The 19,011-nt window shown below is 46.0% G+C and carries 14 protein-coding genes; 4 read left to right on the forward strand and 10 right to left on the reverse strand.

Annotated features, from left to right (window positions below; genetic code table 11):
* Positions 1–78: 78 nt before the first annotated feature.
* The 8 genes from AACV78_RS27765 to AACV78_RS27800 form a co-directional block, all read right to left on the reverse strand.
* The gene (locus AACV78_RS27765) at positions 79–552 is read right to left on the reverse strand and encodes a TerB family tellurite resistance protein (protein WP_194010795.1); all 474 of its coding nucleotides are present in this window, start codon (positions 550–552) and stop codon (positions 79–81) included.
* Positions 553–691: 139 nt separating this feature from the next.
* Entirely contained in the window at positions 692–2,620 is a 1,929-nt protein-coding gene (locus AACV78_RS27770) for a M61 family metallopeptidase (RefSeq protein WP_194010794.1), read from the reverse strand.
* Positions 2,617–3,297 (reverse strand): Crp/Fnr family transcriptional regulator, encoded by a 681-nt coding sequence (locus AACV78_RS27775; protein ID WP_194010793.1) that lies wholly within the window; start codon positions 3,295–3,297, stop codon positions 2,617–2,619. Before AACV78_RS27775 ends, AACV78_RS27770 begins: the two co-directional genes overlap by 4 nt.
* A gap of 231 nt (positions 3,298–3,528) precedes the next feature.
* A complete protein-coding gene (locus tag AACV78_RS27780) occupies positions 3,529–4,377 on the reverse strand; it encodes a 3'(2'),5'-bisphosphate nucleotidase CysQ family protein (protein WP_194010792.1) in 849 nt (282 codons plus the stop codon).
* Positions 4,378–4,909: 532 nt separating this feature from the next.
* The gene (locus tag AACV78_RS27785; RefSeq protein WP_194010791.1) at positions 4,910–5,173 is read right to left on the reverse strand and encodes a hypothetical protein; all 264 of its coding nucleotides are present in this window, start codon (positions 5,171–5,173) and stop codon (positions 4,910–4,912) included.
* Positions 5,174–5,433: 260 nt separating this feature from the next.
* On the reverse strand, positions 5,434–7,359 hold the full coding sequence (locus AACV78_RS27790; RefSeq protein ID WP_194010790.1) for an alpha-amylase family glycosyl hydrolase: 1,926 nt from the start codon (positions 7,357–7,359) through the stop codon (positions 5,434–5,436).
* Between the two features lie 607 nt (positions 7,360–7,966).
* Positions 7,967–8,830, reverse strand: a complete 864-nt coding sequence (locus tag AACV78_RS27795) for an Npun_R2479 family HD domain-containing metalloprotein (RefSeq protein WP_194010789.1) — start codon at positions 8,828–8,830, stop codon at positions 7,967–7,969.
* Between the two features lie 391 nt (positions 8,831–9,221).
* Positions 9,222–9,536, reverse strand: a complete 315-nt coding sequence (locus AACV78_RS27800) for a Mo-dependent nitrogenase C-terminal domain-containing protein (protein WP_194010788.1) — start codon at positions 9,534–9,536, stop codon at positions 9,222–9,224.
* A 319-nt stretch (positions 9,537–9,855) separates the two neighbouring features.
* Between AACV78_RS27800 and AACV78_RS27805 the strand changes: the two genes are divergently transcribed.
* The gene (locus tag AACV78_RS27805; RefSeq protein WP_194010787.1) at positions 9,856–10,671 is read left to right on the forward strand and encodes a cobyrinic acid a,c-diamide synthase; all 816 of its coding nucleotides are present in this window, start codon (positions 9,856–9,858) and stop codon (positions 10,669–10,671) included.
* A 403-nt stretch (positions 10,672–11,074) separates the two neighbouring features.
* Here AACV78_RS27805 and AACV78_RS27810 read toward each other — a convergent pair whose 3' ends face one another.
* Positions 11,075–12,139, reverse strand: a complete 1,065-nt coding sequence (locus AACV78_RS27810) for an aldo/keto reductase (RefSeq protein WP_194010786.1) — start codon at positions 12,137–12,139, stop codon at positions 11,075–11,077.
* A 288-nt stretch (positions 12,140–12,427) separates the two neighbouring features.
* On the opposite strand from AACV78_RS27810, the gene AACV78_RS27815 reads away from it, so the two are divergent.
* Positions 12,428–13,402 (forward strand): VOC family protein, encoded by a 975-nt coding sequence (locus tag AACV78_RS27815; protein ID WP_194010785.1) that lies wholly within the window; start codon positions 12,428–12,430, stop codon positions 13,400–13,402.
* A 129-nt stretch (positions 13,403–13,531) separates the two neighbouring features.
* On the opposite strand, the gene AACV78_RS27820 is transcribed toward AACV78_RS27815, so the two are convergent.
* A complete protein-coding gene (locus AACV78_RS27820) occupies positions 13,532–14,896 on the reverse strand; it encodes an NAD(P)/FAD-dependent oxidoreductase (protein ID WP_228042506.1) in 1,365 nt (454 codons plus the stop codon).
* Between the two features lie 558 nt (positions 14,897–15,454).
* On the opposite strand from AACV78_RS27820, the gene AACV78_RS27825 reads away from it, so the two are divergent.
* Together AACV78_RS27825 and AACV78_RS27830 are read left to right on the forward strand one after the other, a co-directional pair.
* Positions 15,455–16,267, forward strand: a complete 813-nt coding sequence (locus tag AACV78_RS27825) for an SDR family oxidoreductase (protein ID WP_194013081.1) — start codon at positions 15,455–15,457, stop codon at positions 16,265–16,267.
* 39 nt (positions 16,268–16,306) lie between these two features.
* Positions 16,307–18,937: an MGH1-like glycoside hydrolase domain-containing protein gene (locus AACV78_RS27830; RefSeq protein WP_194013080.1), complete on the forward strand. Its 2,631-nt coding sequence runs from the start codon at positions 16,307–16,309 to the stop codon at positions 18,935–18,937.
* The last annotated feature ends 74 nt before the right edge of the window (positions 18,938–19,011 follow it).

Here is a 19,011-nt window from a genome sequence, read left to right on the forward strand (position 1 = left end):
CCATTATTTTTGCGAACCTGCAGGCAAGTGCACGCAATTTTGACTGCTGGCGCGGTTTCAACCGCCGATGGTTTCGATCTAGCCTTTGATGAAATTTTCTAATTTCTGAGCCATCTTCTCTACAATTCCCTCGGAATCATCTGCCGCCGAAGCTTCGGCTTCAATACGCTTCACCGCATCCTCTGGAAGATTCAGCAACTGCACTAATTTTTGATAAGCTGCAGCTTCTTCTGCGTTAATTTTTGGTTCGTCGGGAGTGCGAGAACTAGAAGCAATGACTTGATAGCCTAGTTGCAAAACTAATTCCTTTTCTGCTTGAGTTTCGAGTTGGTGAATTAACTCGTCAAGGGGGATATTTTGCATGATGTAATCCCGGAGTTCCTGCTGCATTGGTTCTCGGTCGGCATCCGCAGCAAACAAACTGCAAAAGCGATCGAGCATTAAATTAACTTCTGTTGTGGCTAGTTCGCCGTCAGCCCAGGCCATTGAAGCAACTATTCTCAGCAGGTTCATTTGGCGGGGCGTAATTGATGGAGGTTGTGGGGTTTGCATAATTTAAATTGGTAATTTGTTATTAGTTAGTTGTTAGTTGTTATTTGTTATTTGTTATTAGCTAATGGCCACGCCCAACTGCCAACTGCCAACTGCTAACTGCCAACTGCCAAATAACAACTGACTACTAACCATGATGTCACAAGTGCGATAGGGGAACACCCAGCCATCCAGTAAAGTTTTGTTTCTGAATAGCAGTGGGCTTTTCCACCGGTACGATCGAGTAACGGCCCGGGCGCGGGCGGGCGAGAGTAACAGAACAAGTCCGAAGTTCGTCTTGGTGAAACACTGTCACCTCTAAGGTGTCACCAGGCTGGTAATCTTTTAGCCTTTCGCCAGCTTGTTCTGCGTTTGCTACCCGAAAACCCGCGATCGCCAGCAACTCGTCCCCAGCGTCAATTCCGGCCAACTGCGCCGGAGATTCTGCTTCGACAAATTTAATCATTTCCCGCCCGTTTTCCGATCCCAGCGTCCAACCGGTGCGAGGAATTTGGTTGGTTTCATCTACCGAAATTTGCAGCCCGAAAGGTTCGAGATATTCGTTGTAAGGCAGCTCTTCTGTGCCGTCTACATACCGCGCAAAAAAGTCGCTCAAATCCATATCGGCGACGGACTCGATCGCAATGCGCAACTGTTCGGGAGTAAAGCCGATTTCTGTCGGTCGCGCATCAGAATTTAACCGTCCGTTTGATGTTATCTGCCCCGGCTTTGCCTCTGTTGGCGGCTTCAGGTCAAAATCTTCATTTTCAGCAGAACCACCCTTACCAAACTGCTGCCACATCAAACGCATCACATCATCGAGCGATCGCGAGTTACCGTGTTTGGCTCGAATCAACAAATCGAGCAAAAACGAAACAAGTTCCCCTTTCAAATAATAGGAAATCTGCGAATTGTCGCTATTAGCATCTCTGCGATAAAGTTTAATCCAAGCATCCCAGCTCGATTCGCTTGCCGGCTGCACCTTCCGCCCCGGAGTCGTCTCCAAGCGAGTAATTTCCTTCGATAAATTTTGGAAAAAACCTTTCACATTGTAGAGACCAGAACGAAAAGGAATCACCAAATCGTAATAACTGGTCGTGCCTTCAGAAAACCATAAAGAAGGAGTATAATTTTCTTGTTCATAGTCAAATACTTCGAGAGCTTTCGGTCTAATTCGCTTGACATTCCAGAGGTGAAAAAACTCGTGAGCCACCAATTGAATAAAGCGTTCGTATTTTTCCTTAGCCCGAAAACCAAAACGCGGATAGTTGAGAGTGCAGCTTTCCTTGTGTTCCAAGCCGCCAAAACCGGAGCCGGACAAATGCAGCAAAAACACATACCGTTCGTAAGGCAAACCGCCGAACATTTCGGCCTCAACTTCAATGACTTTTTTAATATCTTTAATCGCCCGATCCACTTCTAAATTGCCTTTCCCCCAAACAACTAGCTGGTGGGGTTTTCCCATTACTTCAAAATCGTAAGCTTCGTGACAGCCAATCTCAAAAGGACTGTCGGCCAGGGTATCAAAATCGGCAGCAGCAAAAGTCATATCCTGCCCGGAAACCGGAGGCAAAGTTGTTACCGTGCGCCATTGGGGCTGCGGCGGCACAACTGTCACGGTGTAAGTATTGCGCTCAAAACCGGGCAAGAAAAAGCACAAAGCTGCTGGATTGAAATAACCGTGAGTCGAGTCTAAATGATTGGTTCGCACTGTTAGTTCGTTGGCAAAAATCCGGTAGCAAACCGTGACATCTGACACTGAATTTGTCTCGATTTGCCAGTGATTTTTGCTAATTTTGCGCCAAGGTAAAGTTCGTGAAGCAGAGCTATCCCCTGGGGAATCGCCCGATCGCGCTCGAAAATCTTGCAGGTGGCGGGCGTACTCTCGAATCAAGTAAGAACCGGGAGTCCAGACAGGCATTTTCAAATCCAGCACCGGCCCAGACCAACCTTGCACGCGCAAAGTCACTTCAAACAGGTGGGATTCGGGATTGGGCATCGCCACCCAATATTGAATTGTCGGTGCTGTTCGCTGCGCGATCGAGTTGCCGGCTGCCGGCGAGATATCCAAAGCAGTAACATCAGTCATTGACTTGCCAAATTAATCAAGTGCTTGAGATTGATCAAATGGATAGTTTGGCGCTCTGGGTCGATTTTGAGCCAGCCTTTACTATCGAGTTTTTCCATAATTTTGCTGGTTTCATCTAAGGTGATATCTGTCACATCAGCTAAGTCTTGATAGGGGATGTTAAAGATATCTTTGCCTTCAACGGTTTTTTGACCGTAGTTTTCTGCCAGCTCGACTAAGGTATTTGCTAGTTTAACCGCTGGTTGGCGGTTGCTCAGTTGAGAGCGCTGATTGGTTTGGCGGAGCCGCCGTACCATCAGTTGCAGCATCCGGTGGTGCAATTGCGGATCTTTAAACAGGGTTTGGATAAATCGCTGGGCGGTGACGCTGATCAGCCGCACGGGCGATAGAGCGAGTACGTCATTCGATCGCGGAGATTCGTCAAGAATCGCCATTTCGCCGAAGAAAGCACCCCGTCCTAAAATAGCCATCGATACAGCTCGATCTTTTGACAAGCGACGGACTTTTACCCAGCCCGACACGACAAAGTAAATCGCGTTGCCCCAAGAATCCTCCATGACTACAGCTCGGCCCGGGGGATACTCATGCTTGACGGCATTTGATAGCAGCCCTCCCAAGGTTTCTGGGTTGGCACCCTTAAATAGGGGGAACAGCTCACTGAAAGCTTCTGTCTTCATGCAAACTCGCGGAGGTGGGAAATATGATTGAGCCACAGCGAACAGCTAAGGAACGATCGCTGTTAGAGAAAACCAACAATTTGTTGCTGCTACGATAAGATTGACACAAAGCGAACGAGACCGACATCTCAGACACAGTGAAACTTGCTTCTGGCAGCTTATCTAATTGATGATAAGGGTACAGAGGCGCGCTTCACTTAAAATTGGCAGATTCTTTAATTTTAAACGGGTTTACAAAAGTGTCAGTGCCTTTTGAACTTTGCCCAACAGAGATTCTATGTAGTCCGGCCAGCCGATTGCGATCGACTGCGTGTGAGCCAGGGACTCCGGATCGATCGCGTCTTTCGTCCACCTCAGCGGTTGACCTTGCAAGTCGCAACAAACCAATCCGGCGGCTTTTGCTAGAGCCAGGGGGCCGGCGGTATCCCACACTTTAACTCTGCCGTTGAAATACAGGTACAAACCGGCTCGACCTTGTATGACTTCCATCACTTTTAAGCCAAAACTGCCGAGCGAGTAAAATTCGGCACCGGGGATGCTTTGGGCGATCGCCCGGGCGTAGTTTTTTTGGTCTTTGTCTCCGAGAATAATTTTACAGTTTTCTGGTGTCGGAGCCTCCGGCTGGCACGGGACGATCGGCTGCGGCGCGGCGGCTGCGACACTTTGGAACAATCCCCAATCTTTGCCCCCAAAATACATTTTGTCAAAAGCCGGAGCATAGATCCAACCGGCCACTGGTTCGGCCTCCACCAGCAGCCCCACCATCACGGCGTAGTGCTGTTTTCCCTGAATAAATCCCTCCGTCCCGTCGATCGGATCGATGCACCACAGCCGCTGGTAATTGGCCGAGTAAGCTGCTCTGGAGGCGATGTTTTCCTCTGCGATCGTGCCGTCTTCAGGAAACAAAGCGTTAAATGCTGCCGATAATTGTCTGTCTAAGTAGCGATCGATACTCGTCACGTAGTCGTCCGGGCCTTTCTGGCAAACTTCAAAAGGTTGCGCCGCCAGCTTGTAGGCTTCCTGGCCGCACTGGCGCATGGTGTAGCGAATTTTTTGGTCTTGTTCTGGAGAAATATACATGAGGTTTAAAATAAATGTTTTAGCTAACTTTCAGGATAAAATCTTAGTTCATTTGAATCGATCGATCGACCTCTGTCATTCGATTTTAGATTTTAGATTTTAGATTTTGGATTGATTCCACGGATAAATTCGGGAGCTTGAGGATTTGAGATTTTAGATGCTCCCGATTGATTCGACGGATTGATTCCACGGATCGAGTACGTGGCGGGTACCACCTTTGAAATTCGCTTGTCACTGTTTTTGACTCGTACAGGATTCGATCGCGGGTGTCCTTGAAACTCCGTTTGCCAGGGCGATCGGGCAGTTGCTGTACCAGCCCCAGACAGGATTCTCCTGGCAATCTCCTAGGATAGAATCTTCTGAGGTTAAGTTAATTCGTGCCAGCACCAGCATTATAAGGAGAATATTTTGAAATACCATTTAGCGTTAGGTCGCAAAATAGACCTCGATGGCATTGAACCCTATCCCAACTCGGAAAATGCCCCAGACACGTCCTGCGGGCTCTGAGAGACAGCTTAAATGCCACCGTTCACTACCCGGACGGCGAAGCGATATTCTCCCTCGACAAACTGCGATCGAAAATTTCTTCTAAACCCGAACATTGGGCCGCAGCGCGCAAATTATCCGATCGAGTCAGCAGCGACGATGTGATATTTTGTACCGGCGAGGACATTGGCATTCCAGTGGCGGTGCTGTGCGGCGCTAAACCAGATCGCCCCAAAATTGTTGTATATTTCCCCAATATCGATCGGCTGCGCGGCCGAGTCGCCCTCAAACTCTTCGGTTTAGCCGACAAAATTGATTTGTTCGCCGCCTGCGCCAGCCCTCAAACAAACGGGGACTTGCATAGGCGCTGGGATTGCTGACTCAACTGCACTGCGAACCAATTTTATATCGGTAAATCGATCGGACATGATATCAAACCCTAGGCTGCTTGTAGCGCAACACCAATCACGTCACCGGGCGCGCAATCTCCACCATAAATCTGACACGCCAATCATCAGTAAGGTGCGCGCTGCACACCTTACAATTGTTTAACAAACCCGCACCAAACTATTAAGACTCCCGTCCGCTCGCCCACTTATCGCGCCATTTCACAGTGCCCTCGCTAGCCAAAACCCAGCGGCGGCAAACCAGATTTTCTCGCAGCGGCGACTCTCCTTCCCGCAGCAAAACATACTTGTAAGTAATCAACTTCCCCGCACTTTCATCAAACGGAATCTCCCCAAACCAAGTATTAGTATTAATGTATTCCAGCGGGTAAGCTTTGCTAATATCCCAATTCCCCAATTCAGGACAATCTCCAATCACCGCCACCCTTTCTCCAGGCTGAGTTTCAACGCTGTTAAGCTGCGCCCGCACAATGGTTTTTGCCTTAATCCGCTCTCCCACATGACTGAAAATAATTACTTCCCGCGCACCCAACTCTAAATCCTGCAACATCCCATCTTTCACTTCAAACTTGCGGCGCGACAAAACATCCGTATGTTCTCCATCAGGCAATTCAGTATCAACAGATTCGAGGGTGACAGAATCACCTCGATTCATCGCTACAAATACTAATGAATCCCGATAGCGCCGCACGTAACAATAGACATCAGGAGTAAGATACTTTTGCCACTGACTGCCCATAGAAAGTGCTGGATTCAACCGCCGCAATCCTGATAGCAACCTCACGTCTCGGTAAATCGGCGAATCAGTATCCCACTTGTCCATCATCGGGCGGTTGTAAGGATCGTTGCCGCCGTTTGTATCGTCGTGCAGGTACTGTTCTGTACCGTAATAAATGCAGGGAATGCCGCGAGTTGTCATAATTAAATTAACAGCCAACTTCAGCATTTCTGGATCGGGATTCAGCGATTGAAACCGGGGCATATCGTGGTTGTCAATAAAAGTAATCAACTCCGTAGCCCCGTAGTAGCGGCTATCTAAATCGAGCACATCTTGGATTAAATGAAATCCACCTTCAGCGCCTTGGGCCAGCGCCTCCCGAATTGCCACGCACAAACCGAAATCTAAAATACTCATTCCAGACTCGTTAGCAAATTCGACAGATAGATCGTTTCTCGGATCGCTATAAATCCACTCGCCAAAGATGAAAACATCCGGTCTGTGCGTTGTAATATCAGCGTTAAATTCCTGCCAAAACCAGATCGGCATATGCTTGACAGTATCGACTCGCAGAGCATCGACACCCCGATCGAGCCACTGTTTGATTGCTGATTTGATATAGTTGCGGTATTCGGGATTGTTTTCATTAAAAGTAGCTAAACCGGAAAGTTCGCAGTTTTGTACTTGCCATTCATCTTCCCAATTTTTGACTTCGCCGTAGTGGTGATACCAGTTATTTTTATCATTATTAAAATCAGCTATTTTTACACCATCGTCGTAAAGTTCGCCTTTTTTTCCGCTAAAATCCGGGTTGCTGTGGTTGCAGACAATATCGAGGATAAATTTCATTTTTCGCTTGTGCAACTCAGCAATCAAGCGATCGAATATGGTATCTTTAGTTTCTTGAGTTTTGTTGAGAGATGGATTTTCATCTTTACCAATAAACCGGGGATTGAGGCGTTTAAAATCTTTAATCCAGTAGCCGTGAATCGCCGCTTGTTCGACAAATAAGGCTTCTACTTGCTCGAATAAAGGAGTCAACCACAGTGCGGTAACACCCATATCTTTTAAGTAATCGAGTTTGTCTATAATTCCCTGCAAATCGCCGCCCCAATATTTTCCCCAGTCTTTACCTTCGGGATCGTACAGTTCGGGATTTGGGCCTTCGTTATTTTCTGGATCGCCGTCATGAAAGCGATCGACTACAATGAAATAAATTGTTTCTTGACGAAATTCAATGTCTCTGGTGTAGAGGAATTCTAAATCGAGTTCGCTTTCTGGTTGAACTTCTGCTACCAGAGACTCAATTTTTTCTTCGGGTTTGGTGGTTTCGTATTGAGAGGAAGTTTGAGTTGGAGTGACTGGTGTCATGAGAGATATTTTTTGATTTAGTAAGATTGGTCAGTTATTCGGAGCTAGAGTCGGAGATAGCCTTCTCATCTGACTAACTTTTACAGCATCATACGGAATTTACTGGTTGAATAAAATCTGTCTTTAGACAGATGGTGGAGTCGTCTATAGGTTTGTAATGAGGACTGAAGTCCTCAAAGTTTGATGGTAGTTGTGCAATTCCCTGGCCGATAGCTGCGCTTCACGGACTTTTCCCCCTTTTTTTATCCCTTCCGCAAATTTTGGATCTCTTCTTTTTTGATATTTTTGTGGGGTTGGCCGAATATCTCGCCTCTATATTTGATTTAAATGCCGATCGACTTTTTCAACAAACTCCATCAAATGCTTGACGAATTTGGTTTAAATTTTGGTGCGTTCGACATCATTCGCGACGAGGACGACACGGTTTATTTGATCGAACTCAATCCTAACGGACAGTGGTAATGGAGCGAAATTCTCGCGGAAATGCCGAGGGTTCGCCCAATGGTCGAACTCATCGCAAATTTGGCGCTGCAATATCAACAGGATTGCTGAATTCGATCGCGAATTATACATTTTATTGAGATTGCTTTCTCGCAACTATCGGGAATCAACGAACTACAGCCACTTCCTCAACTTCCACTTCAGAATGCTCCACCCGAAACACATTTGCATTCAGATTAGCAACAATTTGTTTCCCCTGCTGCGTCAGTTCCAAATAGCCGATCGCATCTTTGACATACCAATACACCACATTCCAATAAAACTTAGGATACCCGTCCCGCAAATCCCCCGGATTGCGATATCCCAACACCTGATTTTGACCAGTCTCCTCAAACTCGTAAAACAGCGCAGCAACCTTTTGCAAATATCGCGGATCGCTCAACTGACCGATTAAATCCGCCGCCCGCAGCAAACCCGGATAATTCGCAGTATTTTGATGATCTTCCCCTGCTGGAACCGGGAAACGAGTTAACTCAATATTCCGCTTAACTTCCTCGGCATCAATCAGTCTGTGACCTCCAAAACGCTCTTCAATAAACATTTTTGCGCGATCGACATGATAAGGGGTCAAACTCGCATCCGTCGCCCCCCGAGGCAGTGTTAATTTAAAGTCGCCTATGCCCGTCGCATACAGTCGCAAATCTGTTCTATCTTGCTGACAAACGCCCTTGACGTACCCGATATCGTGGCACAGCAAAGCAATGTGGAAATGCAGCCAATGTTCGCAGCAAACACCACCCTCGCGGATGTGCTTGCCTCGCAAAATTTCTTGTCCTACCAATGTCACTAAAATAGTGTGTTCTACATTGTGGTAGAGAGCATCGCTATTCGCAATATTTTGTAAAGCCATATCGGCTACCCAACCAATAATCTCGCCATAGTCAGATTTAAACCCGCCGTAGGTGTGGCGGTAGCCTTCAATTAGCCGATTTACAAAAGTATTAATCAGCAGTTCAGTTGCGTTAAACATATTCACTTGCTAGAACAAAAATAGCTTGTTAAATTATTTATTTACTTATTTTTTTTGATGCTACCGTTTGATATTTTAGTATTTGTCAAAATTAATGCTACACAATAATTTTTGTTTTCCACCCTGTGTATCAGGTGCGCGGCACCCTCGAAACAGCCGATCGCATTTCAAGATTTTTTGAGCGTGTGACGCACCCTAGAACTACTGTGGCATAATTAAAAATTTGTCTGAGTTTTTACTTATCTGCCACAATGAATGCCCGCTCCTATCTAGAGGCATTCACTAATGTTATCAAATATAATGGCTTAAATTTGGAATCTCGCAACTAGCAGAGCGATGCACCCAGTAAACAATCGATCTCGACGGGCGATCGAGGTATAACACCCCTCAATCAGCAGTACCGCGTTACATCTTCCCCGCATACGTCAGCCAAAAACGAGAGAGAGCGAAAACGCAACCCCACTAATTCTTCATATACCGGATTGAGTTTGCACATCGGGGGTATGTGGAAAAGATGGTGTCCCCATAGCTGGATATCTCTCTCAAAAGGACACTGTGCGGGTATAAGTTGGCACAACCACCGAGCTACTTGCCGATCGCCCACTGCAATGCCATCCAGCCACCGTCGCGCTGGTTGGACGAGAAACTTACCAAAACTTAAGTATTGACACCGATTTTTAGGAAAAATACTTGTAGTCGAATTCATGATTGACCTCAGTAGTTATTACCAACAAAAAGCTCTGAATCACTCTTCTCAATCATCAATCAAACCCGCCGTTACGACAGTGACGTGAATAAGTTTTTCCTGTGATACCCAACGCCCTAAAATGTGATATATTAAGTTCATAGTCGTGATTCTAAGTCCGCAAAAATGTGAGACAGATCACTGGGTGCACTCTTTAGGCCGTGTAGCATCACATAGAGCAAAAAAATTATGATATTTTCTAACTCCCTGCATCTACCTTACCCTACTACTTCCCTGCGAAGCATTACCTGCTCAATTTACTAACAGAAGGTTTCAGGCAATGATTCAACAAAATGATAAAAATGCCGACCTTTTTCAACGCCCCCACACAAATACCGTGCTGGAAAAACTCCCTGTAGAAGTTAAAGCTTGGGCCGAAAGTTTACCTTGGAACCAGCGGCGCTACGTCTTGTCCCTTTCCTACATCTTGTGCGCCACTACTCCAGACTTGCAAGCAGAATTTTTAGATGACTATACAGCCGACGGCTTAGTCTCAAAAATGTTTGAAGATGTCGATACTCTCCACCGAGTCAAAGAGTATTTAATCAGATTCCAAGTCAAAAAAGAATTGAACGAATCTGATTTGAGAAGCTACATCAAACAATTTTACATCCACTCAGCTCAACAAGCCCGCCGAGAAACCGATCAATATTTAGAATCCGCGCTCCGCTTTGTCTTGAGTACAGAAGAACGCAATAATGTTTTTAACTACATTTTGGGTTTTGAGTTTATTAAAATTGTGTTTCAAATGAGTTGGTTGCAACATGAAAGATTAGCCAGACTGCAAAAAAGTCAGTCGCAGTTTATTGAAAGTTACATCAAGCCGATTCAACACGCCCACAGAATTAATGGCATAATTGTACCGAAAGATGAGAGAATATTTTTTGCTAGACGCACCTATTACGTTCAACAGCCGAACATTTCTTACAGAAAACTCATTGAGTTAGTCATGGCCAGTTTTACTACAGAAATGGTGACTCAATGCGGATTTTCCATCAGCCGCCACTCTCAAGCTTTCCAGTTTGACTGCGACTACATTTACGATCCAGAACCAGAAGAAGAAAGATTTCCTACTGACTTACAATTTATTCATTAGACTGATTCTATTAATTGTGAATCGGGCATCTTACCTGCTAGCTTACTGGCTTTTGAGGATTCGTCTATTGAGTGTACGCAATAATACCAAATCCGAGTTTGCCATCCCCTTTATCTTCTGACTCTTCTCTTTCCTCTTCTCTTCGCGCTACAAGCATCTTCGCGGTTCCATCGTAAAGGGGGTATGTTACCCGGATTTGGTATAAGGTGTGCATTGCTCGCCCGACATATAGCCGAGTCTCAATTTTCTTGACACTCGATGCAAAAAGCATTTTTTTTACAGGGCTAGCGTCCCCGAAGAGCCAGTATTTTGTACCGTGCGAGCACCTCAAGAACTCGCACGGTACAAAGCAAAATACAGATGCGCTGGAGGCTTCCTCTGCCGCTCGTCGATACAAAAGCGCTTATCCCAGCCAGGATGGATTCATGGCGGTACTGTCAAATTGACTGCTGGTTTTATACAGTTCGTATTGACCTTTTGCCGCCGCAGAGCGAGTGCGATCGAGCATCGCCGCAACTTGTGCTGCATCCATCGGCTTAAACGTGCGGGCTGCCTCAAATGCTTGATCGAGAAGCTGCATGGTATCGATCCCAGTAATCACAACTGAAGTCGGCAGATTCATCGCATAGTGCAGACATTCGATCGGCGTAACTGTGTTGCTTCTAAGAACGTAGGAGTCGCCCATCGATTTCATCCCCAATACGCCGATTTGATTCTGCACCAGCACGGGCAAAACTTGTTTCTCAAAACTTCTGAAATGGCCGTCCATCACGTTGAGCGGCATCTGTACCGCGTCGAAACGGAAATTGTGTTGAGCGGCAAGTTCCAGCATTCGCAGGTGAACCAAAGGATCTTTGTGTCCGGTAAACCCGATGTATCGAATCTTGCCAGCTTTCTGAGCTTCCACCACAGCCTCCATTGCTCCACCGGGGGCAAAGATGCGATCGGGGTCTTCCATGCGAATAACTTCGTGATGCTGCATCAGGTCGATGTAATCGGTCTGCAATGCCTTCAGCGAGTCGTCAATCTGCATCGTAGCAGCGCCCTTGGTGCGACCGTCGAGCTTCGTCATCAGAAAAACTTTTTGCCGGTAGCCGTCCTTGAGCGCTTGCCCCATCCATCGATGGCTGCGTCCGTTGTGATAGTCCCAGGAGTTGTCCATGAAATTGATGCCGCGATCGATCGCACTGCGAATCAGCTTAATACTTTCTTGCTCCTCTCGAAGCCGTCCGATATGGTGTCCGCCTAAGCCAATTGCAGACACTCGCTCTCCTGTGCGTCCCAGTGTCCTGTAACTCATTTCGCCGCTCAAACTCTCAGAACCGGCAGCTTCACTTCGATCGTATACTTGGCGCGGTTCATCTTGAGCGTATAGGGGTTTAAAAAAACCTTCTGAAGCTGCCATTCCTGCTGCAACTAAACTCGAAGCAGAAGTTACCTTCAACAATTCGCGTCTGCTAATACCCACAAATCTCTCCTTTTTTTAAAATACTAGAACTCACTCTCTACCAGACAATCTGTGGACTGCAAGCTGTCAACTTTTACAATCCTAGGAAAGCGGGAGGGCGATCGCATCTTTCCAAGGACGTACTGCTATTGTTATGTTTAAAATGCTAGGCTGTCTCAAACAATTAAAAGTTCAGGCAAAACCAGCGGAGTCGAGCGGCGAGGCATGAGGAAAATTTCCCCAATTTTTTTCGCATCGGGCTGCAATCTTCGGCGCTGCTGAGAATTTAGATAAAGCACTCCCAAGTTTATGAATAACCCTTCTCTTCTACAAGTGCAGAAAATTCGAGCCATTGGATTGACGGTCACAAATGCCGATCGCTCCCAGGAATTTTATACCAAAGCACTCTGCTTTGAATTTGTTTCGGATATTACGGTTGAAGGGCAAAATTACAGCGAGCTCGAAGGTGTTGAGGGGGCAAAAATCCGCATTGTTACTTTGCAGCTTGGAGATGAACAAATTGAGTTGATGGAATATCTGAACGTTGAGGGAAAACCCATTCCCAAAGATTCCCAAAGTAATGACTTGTGGTTTCAACATTTGGCAATTGCAGTCAGTGATATCGATCGCGCCTTTGCACACCTGCGCTCTTTTCCCATTGTCCCCATCTCCACTGCACCCCAAACAATACCGCCGGAAAATCAAGAAGCTGCTGGCGTGAGAGCTTTTAAATTTAAAGACATTGACGGCCACGATTTAGAGCTAATTTGGTTCCCGGAGGACAAAGGACAAGAAAAGTGGCATCAAAAGAGCGATCGCTGCTTTTTAGGAATCGATCACAGCGCGATCGCGATTAGCAACACCGAGCAAAGTCTCCACTTTTACCGCGACTTACTGGGAATGCAAATTAAGGGAGGCAGCCTCAACCAAGGCGAAACCCAAGTTCGCCTCGATAATTTGCCAGAAGCTAAAGTCAAAATCACCGCACTGCGGCCGATTCAAGGCGGTTTAGGAATTGAACTCTTAGACTATTTAGTTACTCCAAAAGGCCGCCCCATACCGAGGGATTGGAAAAGTTGCGATATTGCTCGTATGCAAGTCCAACTAATTGTTAACGAGCTCGATCGACTATTGGAAAAGTTGCGAGAAAATGGGGTTGAGTTTATATCGCCGCAGCTCGTGCAATTTGGAGATGATTCCAGTTTTTTCCGCCAAAGTTGCCTCGTCAAAGATCCTGACGGACACGCAATCTTACTGACATCAATTCCCGTTGAACCGGAATGATGTTAACTGTTAACTGTTGACTGTTAACAGTTAACAGTTAACAGTCAACGCCTGAATTTACTATTCCGATGAAGAGAGGATTTGATATTACAAACTAAGCTATTTCAAAAAATTGCTAAATTTCAGCCATTAACTAGCTGTGCTTTCCTTGTCATCTCCTAACATTTGCATCAATTTTCGGGCCACGACAACGCCGACTACCGCACCGCCAACCCATTTAACCACATCGGCAGTGTGAATCGGGTGCAAGTGGCGGTCGAAAATTTCATCTTTCAGCCATTCCCCTGTTACTTTAAAATTATGAACGGGAGTCGGCAATAACTCTAAGTAAGTACCTTGGCGGATTAAATGACCGAGTTCTCCGGTAACTTCAAAGCTATTGTAAATGTTAGCCGCACTTTCTTCTATCCCCAGTTTTAGCAGCGTTCCCCGCAGGTTAACTTCCGCAGGTTTTAGCTCATTTCCCAAAGCCAGAGCATTCAAATTGTGAGCGATTGCAGCTCCCTGCTGATAAGCAACTTGAGCGGTGGGAGGTAAAGAATTGCCTTGCACTGCTGCACAATCTCCCCCTGCAAAAACTTCAGGAAAATCGAGCAGTTGCAGTGTAGGGTTCACTAAAGGGCGACCGTGTTTGTCTCGTGATTCATCAGGAATTTCCAAACCTTTAATCAGCGAATTAATGTTAGTTCCTGTCGTCCAAATCACTGTACCTGTTGATAAAGTTTTCGCCTGTCCGTGGCGCTGATATTCTACTTCGTTGGGGCGAATAGCTGTCGCTTTTGCCTCCATAATAAATTCTACTGGTACTGTGCGTTTTTGCAGAGCATTTGTCGCAATTTCGCGCAGGTGACTGTTAATATCGTTCTCCAGGATTTGCTCGCCGTGATTGAGTAAAACGACCCGCACTTCCTCTGCATTGCCGCCCATTGCAGCATACCAATTTGGCAGTAAATCGCCTAAGGTACCTGCCATTTCCACGCCGGAAGCTCCAGCACCTATGACGGTGACAGTCAGGAGTTTGCGGCGCTTTTGGGCACTTTGAATCTGAAGAGCTTGTTGGAAGCAGTCGCGCAGGTGTTTGTCAATGGCGATCGCATCTTCTCCGGTACGCAGAGGGAACGCATTTTCTCGCGCGCCCTCGACTCCAAAATATCCTGTAACGCTACCTAACGCCAAAACTAAATTGCTGTAATTGTAAGCATCTCCCGATGTTACTTTGACTTCTCGCTGTTGTAAATCGATGGATTGAACGGCATCTTTAACAAAAATTACACCGCTACCTTTTAGCAATTCCTCATAGCGCGGCCAAACTTCTTCTGCACCCATTTCGCCGCTAAAATATTCGTAAAGTAACGGCTTAAAGCAAAAGCGATCCTCTTTTTCGATCAAAATTACAGAACGGGGATAGTGTTGGTGGCTCAAGTGCAAAGCTGTAAATAGTCCAGCAAAGCCGCCACCTACAATTACAGTTTGATAGATTGTGTTGTTCATCATACTGTCTGTTAAATTTGATAATTTTCTGGATGCACTAATTATACAAAAATGCAGCTTGATTCTAACTAATACCAATGAAATAAAGTAGCGCTAGACATTACCCCCCCAACCCCCCCTTACTAAAGGGGGGCTAAGACTTCATCTATACCACATATGAAAGAAAAATGGTATAACCTCAACTTAGATCGTGTTCGGTCGATTGCGATCGCAAAAATGGTTGGCGCGTGCGTCAGTGAGTGTCAGCTCCCTGCGGACAACCCAACTCCGCACGCGCGATCGAATCTGACTGCGGTTAATTGACAGGACATGATATTAGGGTAATTCTTATTCAAAGGTATCTGCCTTAAGAAAGACATAATTTAAAATTATATATTTCTCAAGGTATAAATAAAATTAATTGGTAATGGCTAGACGGTAGAACTAGCATAAACTTTACCTAAAGCAATCTCTTGTATTAAAAATTTTTATGACAAATTTTACACAAGTTTGTTATCAATTTGACAAAGAGAGTCTATATAATAAATATCAAATAAATTTTCAAAATGACGGAGAAAAAATATGAGCTTTTCCCCTGAGCTTCTTAAAGGTCAAAAAGCTCTGGTAACGGGCGGAAGTTCTGGCATCGGCGAAGCGATCTCCCGTGCTTTAGCTGCTGCAGGCGCATCTGTTGCAGTGAATTACCACTCTGGAGGTGAAGAGGCACAGAAAATTGTCGGGGATATCAAAGCCGGGGGTGCAGAAGCGATCGCCATTGGTGCCGACGTCAGCAAAGAAGACGAAGTTAAGGCTATGTTCCGTCAGGCGATCGAGGAATTTGGTACGATCGACATCCTGGTTAATAACGCAGGCCTGCAAAAAGATTCGTCTTTTACAGAAATGACACTCGACGACTGGAATTTAGTGATTGGAGTCAACCTAACCGGACAGTTTTTGTGTGCGCGAGAAGCTGCTAAAGAATTTATGCGGCGGGGCGTACAGCCTCATATTTCTGCGGCTGCGGGCAAAATTATTTGCATGAGTTCAGTACATGAGGTAATTCCTTGGGCGGGTCACGTCAACTACGCTGCTAGTAAAGGCGGTATTAATATGATGATGCGGAGTATTGCCCAAGAACTTGCACCCCAGAGAATTCGAGTTAATAGTATTGCGCCAGGGGCAATCAAAACCCCCATCAATACATCAGCATGGAATACACCAGAAGCCGAAGCAAAATTGTTAAAACTTATTCCTTACAATAGAGTGGGAGAAGTAGAAGATATTGCTAAAACTGCTGTTTGGCTCGCTTCGGATGACTCGGATTATGTCTGCGGTGCAACGATGTTTGTGGATGGCGGCATGACTTTGTATCCCGGATTTGCTACAGGCGGCTAATCGAGATTATATAATCTAAAATCTGGCGGAACCGACTAAATGGGTGCTGAAGACAAACGAATTCAAGAAAATGCTGAAATGAAAGCGCACTGGAACCGCTGGGGTTCTTATTTAAGCGATCGCCAGTGGGGAACAGTCCGCGAAGATTATTCGCCAAAGGGTGAGGCTTGGGAGTATTTCCCTCACGATGCTGCGCGATCGCGCGCCTACCGTTGGGGTGAAGATGGATTAGGGGGATTTTGCGATCGCCACGGTCAACTCTGCTTCGCCCTAGCAATGTGGAACGGCCGAGATCCGATTTTGAAAGAGCGTTTATTTGGACTTACCAACCGTCAAGGAAATCACGGAGAAGATGTCAAAGAATACTACTTCTATTTAGACAATACACCAACTCATTCTTATATGCGGTGGCTGTACAAATATCCGCAGCAGGAATATCCCTATACCTTGTTGGTTGAGGAAAATGCCAAGCGCGACAAATCTCAGCCCGAATATGAGTTGATGGATACGGGAATTTTTGAGGGCGATCGCTATTTCGATATCGTTGCTGAATACGCCAAAGCATCCCCAGAAGATATTTGTATTCGGATCGGCGCAACTAACCGAGGTTCAGAAACAGCAACCCTTGACTTATTGCCTACTTTATGGTTTCGCAATACTTGGTCTTGGACGGATAGCAAAAAATCAGCGTATGTGGCTCGATCGGGCGATGGAGTTATCAAAACTAACCATCCAAAATATGGCGATCGCTGGCTATTTTGTCAAGACAATCCTCCCCTGCTATTTACTGAAAATGAAACCAACCTACAGCGCCTGTACGGTGTCGCCAATACCTCACCTTATGTTAAAGATGCTTTCCACGAATTAATCGTTCACAATCGCCAAGAAGCGGTAAATCCCGCTCAACTTGGCACTAAAGCTGCCGCCCGCTATCACCTAAAAATTGAGCCAGGAGAAACCGCAGTTATTAAACTCAGATTTACTGATGTTTATACCGACAATGCTTTTAGCCAAGAGTTTGCAGACACCTTCATTCAAAGGCAAAAAGAAGCCGATGAATTTTACGAATCCCTAACTCCAAATCTTGAGGAAGATGTCCGCAACGTACAGCGTCAAGCCTTTGCTGGCTTATTGTGGACTAAACAGTTTTACGCCTACGATGTTCGCACTTGGTTGCGAGGCGATCCAGCAGAACCAGAACCGCCGGCGCAGCGTTTAAACGGTCGCAATGCTGACTGGCGAAACTTCTATGCAGAAGAAGTAATTTCCATGCCAGACACATGGGAATATCCTTGGTTTGCAGCCTGGGATTTGGCATTTCACTGCATACCGATCGCCTTAATCGATGCTAACTTTGCCAAGCGCCAATTGCTGCTGCTAACTCGCGAGTGGTATATGCACCCAAACGGTCAAATTCCCGCCTATGAATGGGCGTTTGGAGATGTCAACCCGCCCGTGCAAGCTTGGGCGGCGTGGCGAGTTTATAAAATTGAAGAAAAGCGAGTAGGTAAAGGCGATCGGGACTTCCTAGAACGGATGTTTCACAGACTGCTGCTCAACTTTATTTGGTGGGTAAACCGCAAAGATCCTCAAGGTGCAAATTTGTTTCAAGGCGGCTTTTTAGGCTTAGATAATATTGGGGTATTTGACCGCAGTAAACCCTTGCCGACTGGCGGCTATTTGGAACAAGCAGACGGTACTGCGTGGATGGGAATGTTTGCCCTGAATATGTTAGCCATTTCCTTAGAACTTGCCCGCGAAGATCCAGTGTACTCGGACATGGCGCTTAAATTTTTTGAACACTTCCTTCACATAGCCGATGCTGTCAACCATGTCGGTTCCCAAAAAATCGGTTTGTGGGACGATGAAGATGGGTTTTATTACGATGCTCTGTCTCTGCCTAACGGTGAATGTTGCTTGCTCAAAGTCCGCTCAATGGTGGGAATGACGCTACTATTTGCCGTCGATACCTTGGAAACTGAATTATTAGAAACAGTGCCGGGATTTAAAGAGCAAATCGATTGGTTTATGAAGAACCGCCCGGAACTGACAAATAATATTGCCAGTATGGAAATTCCCGGAGTCGGCGAGCGCAGGCTGCTTTCAATTACCACCCCCGAAGCATTGCGGCGCGTCCTAAAAAGGCTGCTCGATGAAAATGAATTTCTCTCGCCCTACGGCATCCGCTCCCTCTCTCGCTATCATTTAGAACATCCGTTTATCTTTGAGTGGGATGGCATTAAATATCAGGTAGACTATGAGCCTGCTGAGTCTACAACCGATCAATTTGGTGGGAACTCAAACTGGCGCGGCCCGATTTGGTTTCCGTTAAATTTCTTATTAATTGAATCGCTGCAAAAATATTACCATTATTTCGGCGATGACTTCCAAGTAGAATTTCCTACTGGCTCTGGAGTTATGATGAATTTATGGGAAGTTGCCTTGCAATTAGAGCAGCGACTAAATAGCATTTTTATCAGAGGTAAAGATGGTAAAAGACCAGTCTATGGCGGTTTGGAAAAGTTTCAAAACGATCCTCACTGGCAGGATTTGATTTTGTTTCACGAATACTTTCACGGCGACAACGGTGCAGGATTGGGCGCGTCTCACCAGACGGGATGGACTGCTGTGGTGGCGAAACTAATCCAGCAAGTGAGCGACAAACCATAAAATTGACAATGTTTTGTTTGAATCGATGTTTATACCAATTTCATAAAGTAGCGCTAGATATTACCCCCCCCAAC

Origin of the sequence: Tychonema sp. LEGE 07196 (assembly GCF_963890365.1) — a bacterium.
In the GTDB taxonomy this organism is placed as follows: Bacteria; Cyanobacteriota; Cyanobacteriia; order Cyanobacteriales; family Microcoleaceae; genus Microcoleus.

Coding starts and splice junctions, on each gene's coding strand:
- AACV78_RS27765 (WP_194010795.1), bottom strand. CDS start 552: ATGCAAACCCCACAACCTCCATCAATTACGCCCCGCCAAATGAACCTG.
- AACV78_RS27770 (WP_194010794.1), bottom strand. CDS start 2,620: ATGACTGATGTTACTGCTTTGGATATCTCGCCGGCAGCCGGCAACTCG.
- AACV78_RS27775 (WP_194010793.1), bottom strand. CDS start 3,297: ATGAAGACAGAAGCTTTCAGTGAGCTGTTCCCCCTATTTAAGGGTGCC.
- AACV78_RS27780 (WP_194010792.1), bottom strand. CDS start 4,377: ATGTATATTTCTCCAGAACAAGACCAAAAAATTCGCTACACCATGCGC.
- AACV78_RS27790 (WP_194010790.1), bottom strand. CDS start 7,359: ATGACACCAGTCACTCCAACTCAAACTTCCTCTCAATACGAAACCACC.
- AACV78_RS27795 (WP_194010789.1), bottom strand. CDS start 8,830: ATGTTTAACGCAACTGAACTGCTGATTAATACTTTTGTAAATCGGCTA.
- AACV78_RS27800 (WP_194010788.1), bottom strand. CDS start 9,536: ATGAATTCGACTACAAGTATTTTTCCTAAAAATCGGTGTCAATACTTA.
- AACV78_RS27805 (WP_194010787.1), top strand. CDS start 9,856: ATGATTCAACAAAATGATAAAAATGCCGACCTTTTTCAACGCCCCCAC.
- AACV78_RS27815 (WP_194010785.1), top strand. CDS start 12,428: ATGAATAACCCTTCTCTTCTACAAGTGCAGAAAATTCGAGCCATTGGA.
- AACV78_RS27820 (WP_228042506.1), bottom strand. CDS start 14,896: ATGATGAACAACACAATCTATCAAACTGTAATTGTAGGTGGCGGCTTT.
- AACV78_RS27825 (WP_194013081.1), top strand. CDS start 15,455: ATGAGCTTTTCCCCTGAGCTTCTTAAAGGTCAAAAAGCTCTGGTAACG.
- AACV78_RS27830 (WP_194013080.1), top strand. CDS start 16,307: ATGGGTGCTGAAGACAAACGAATTCAAGAAAATGCTGAAATGAAAGCG.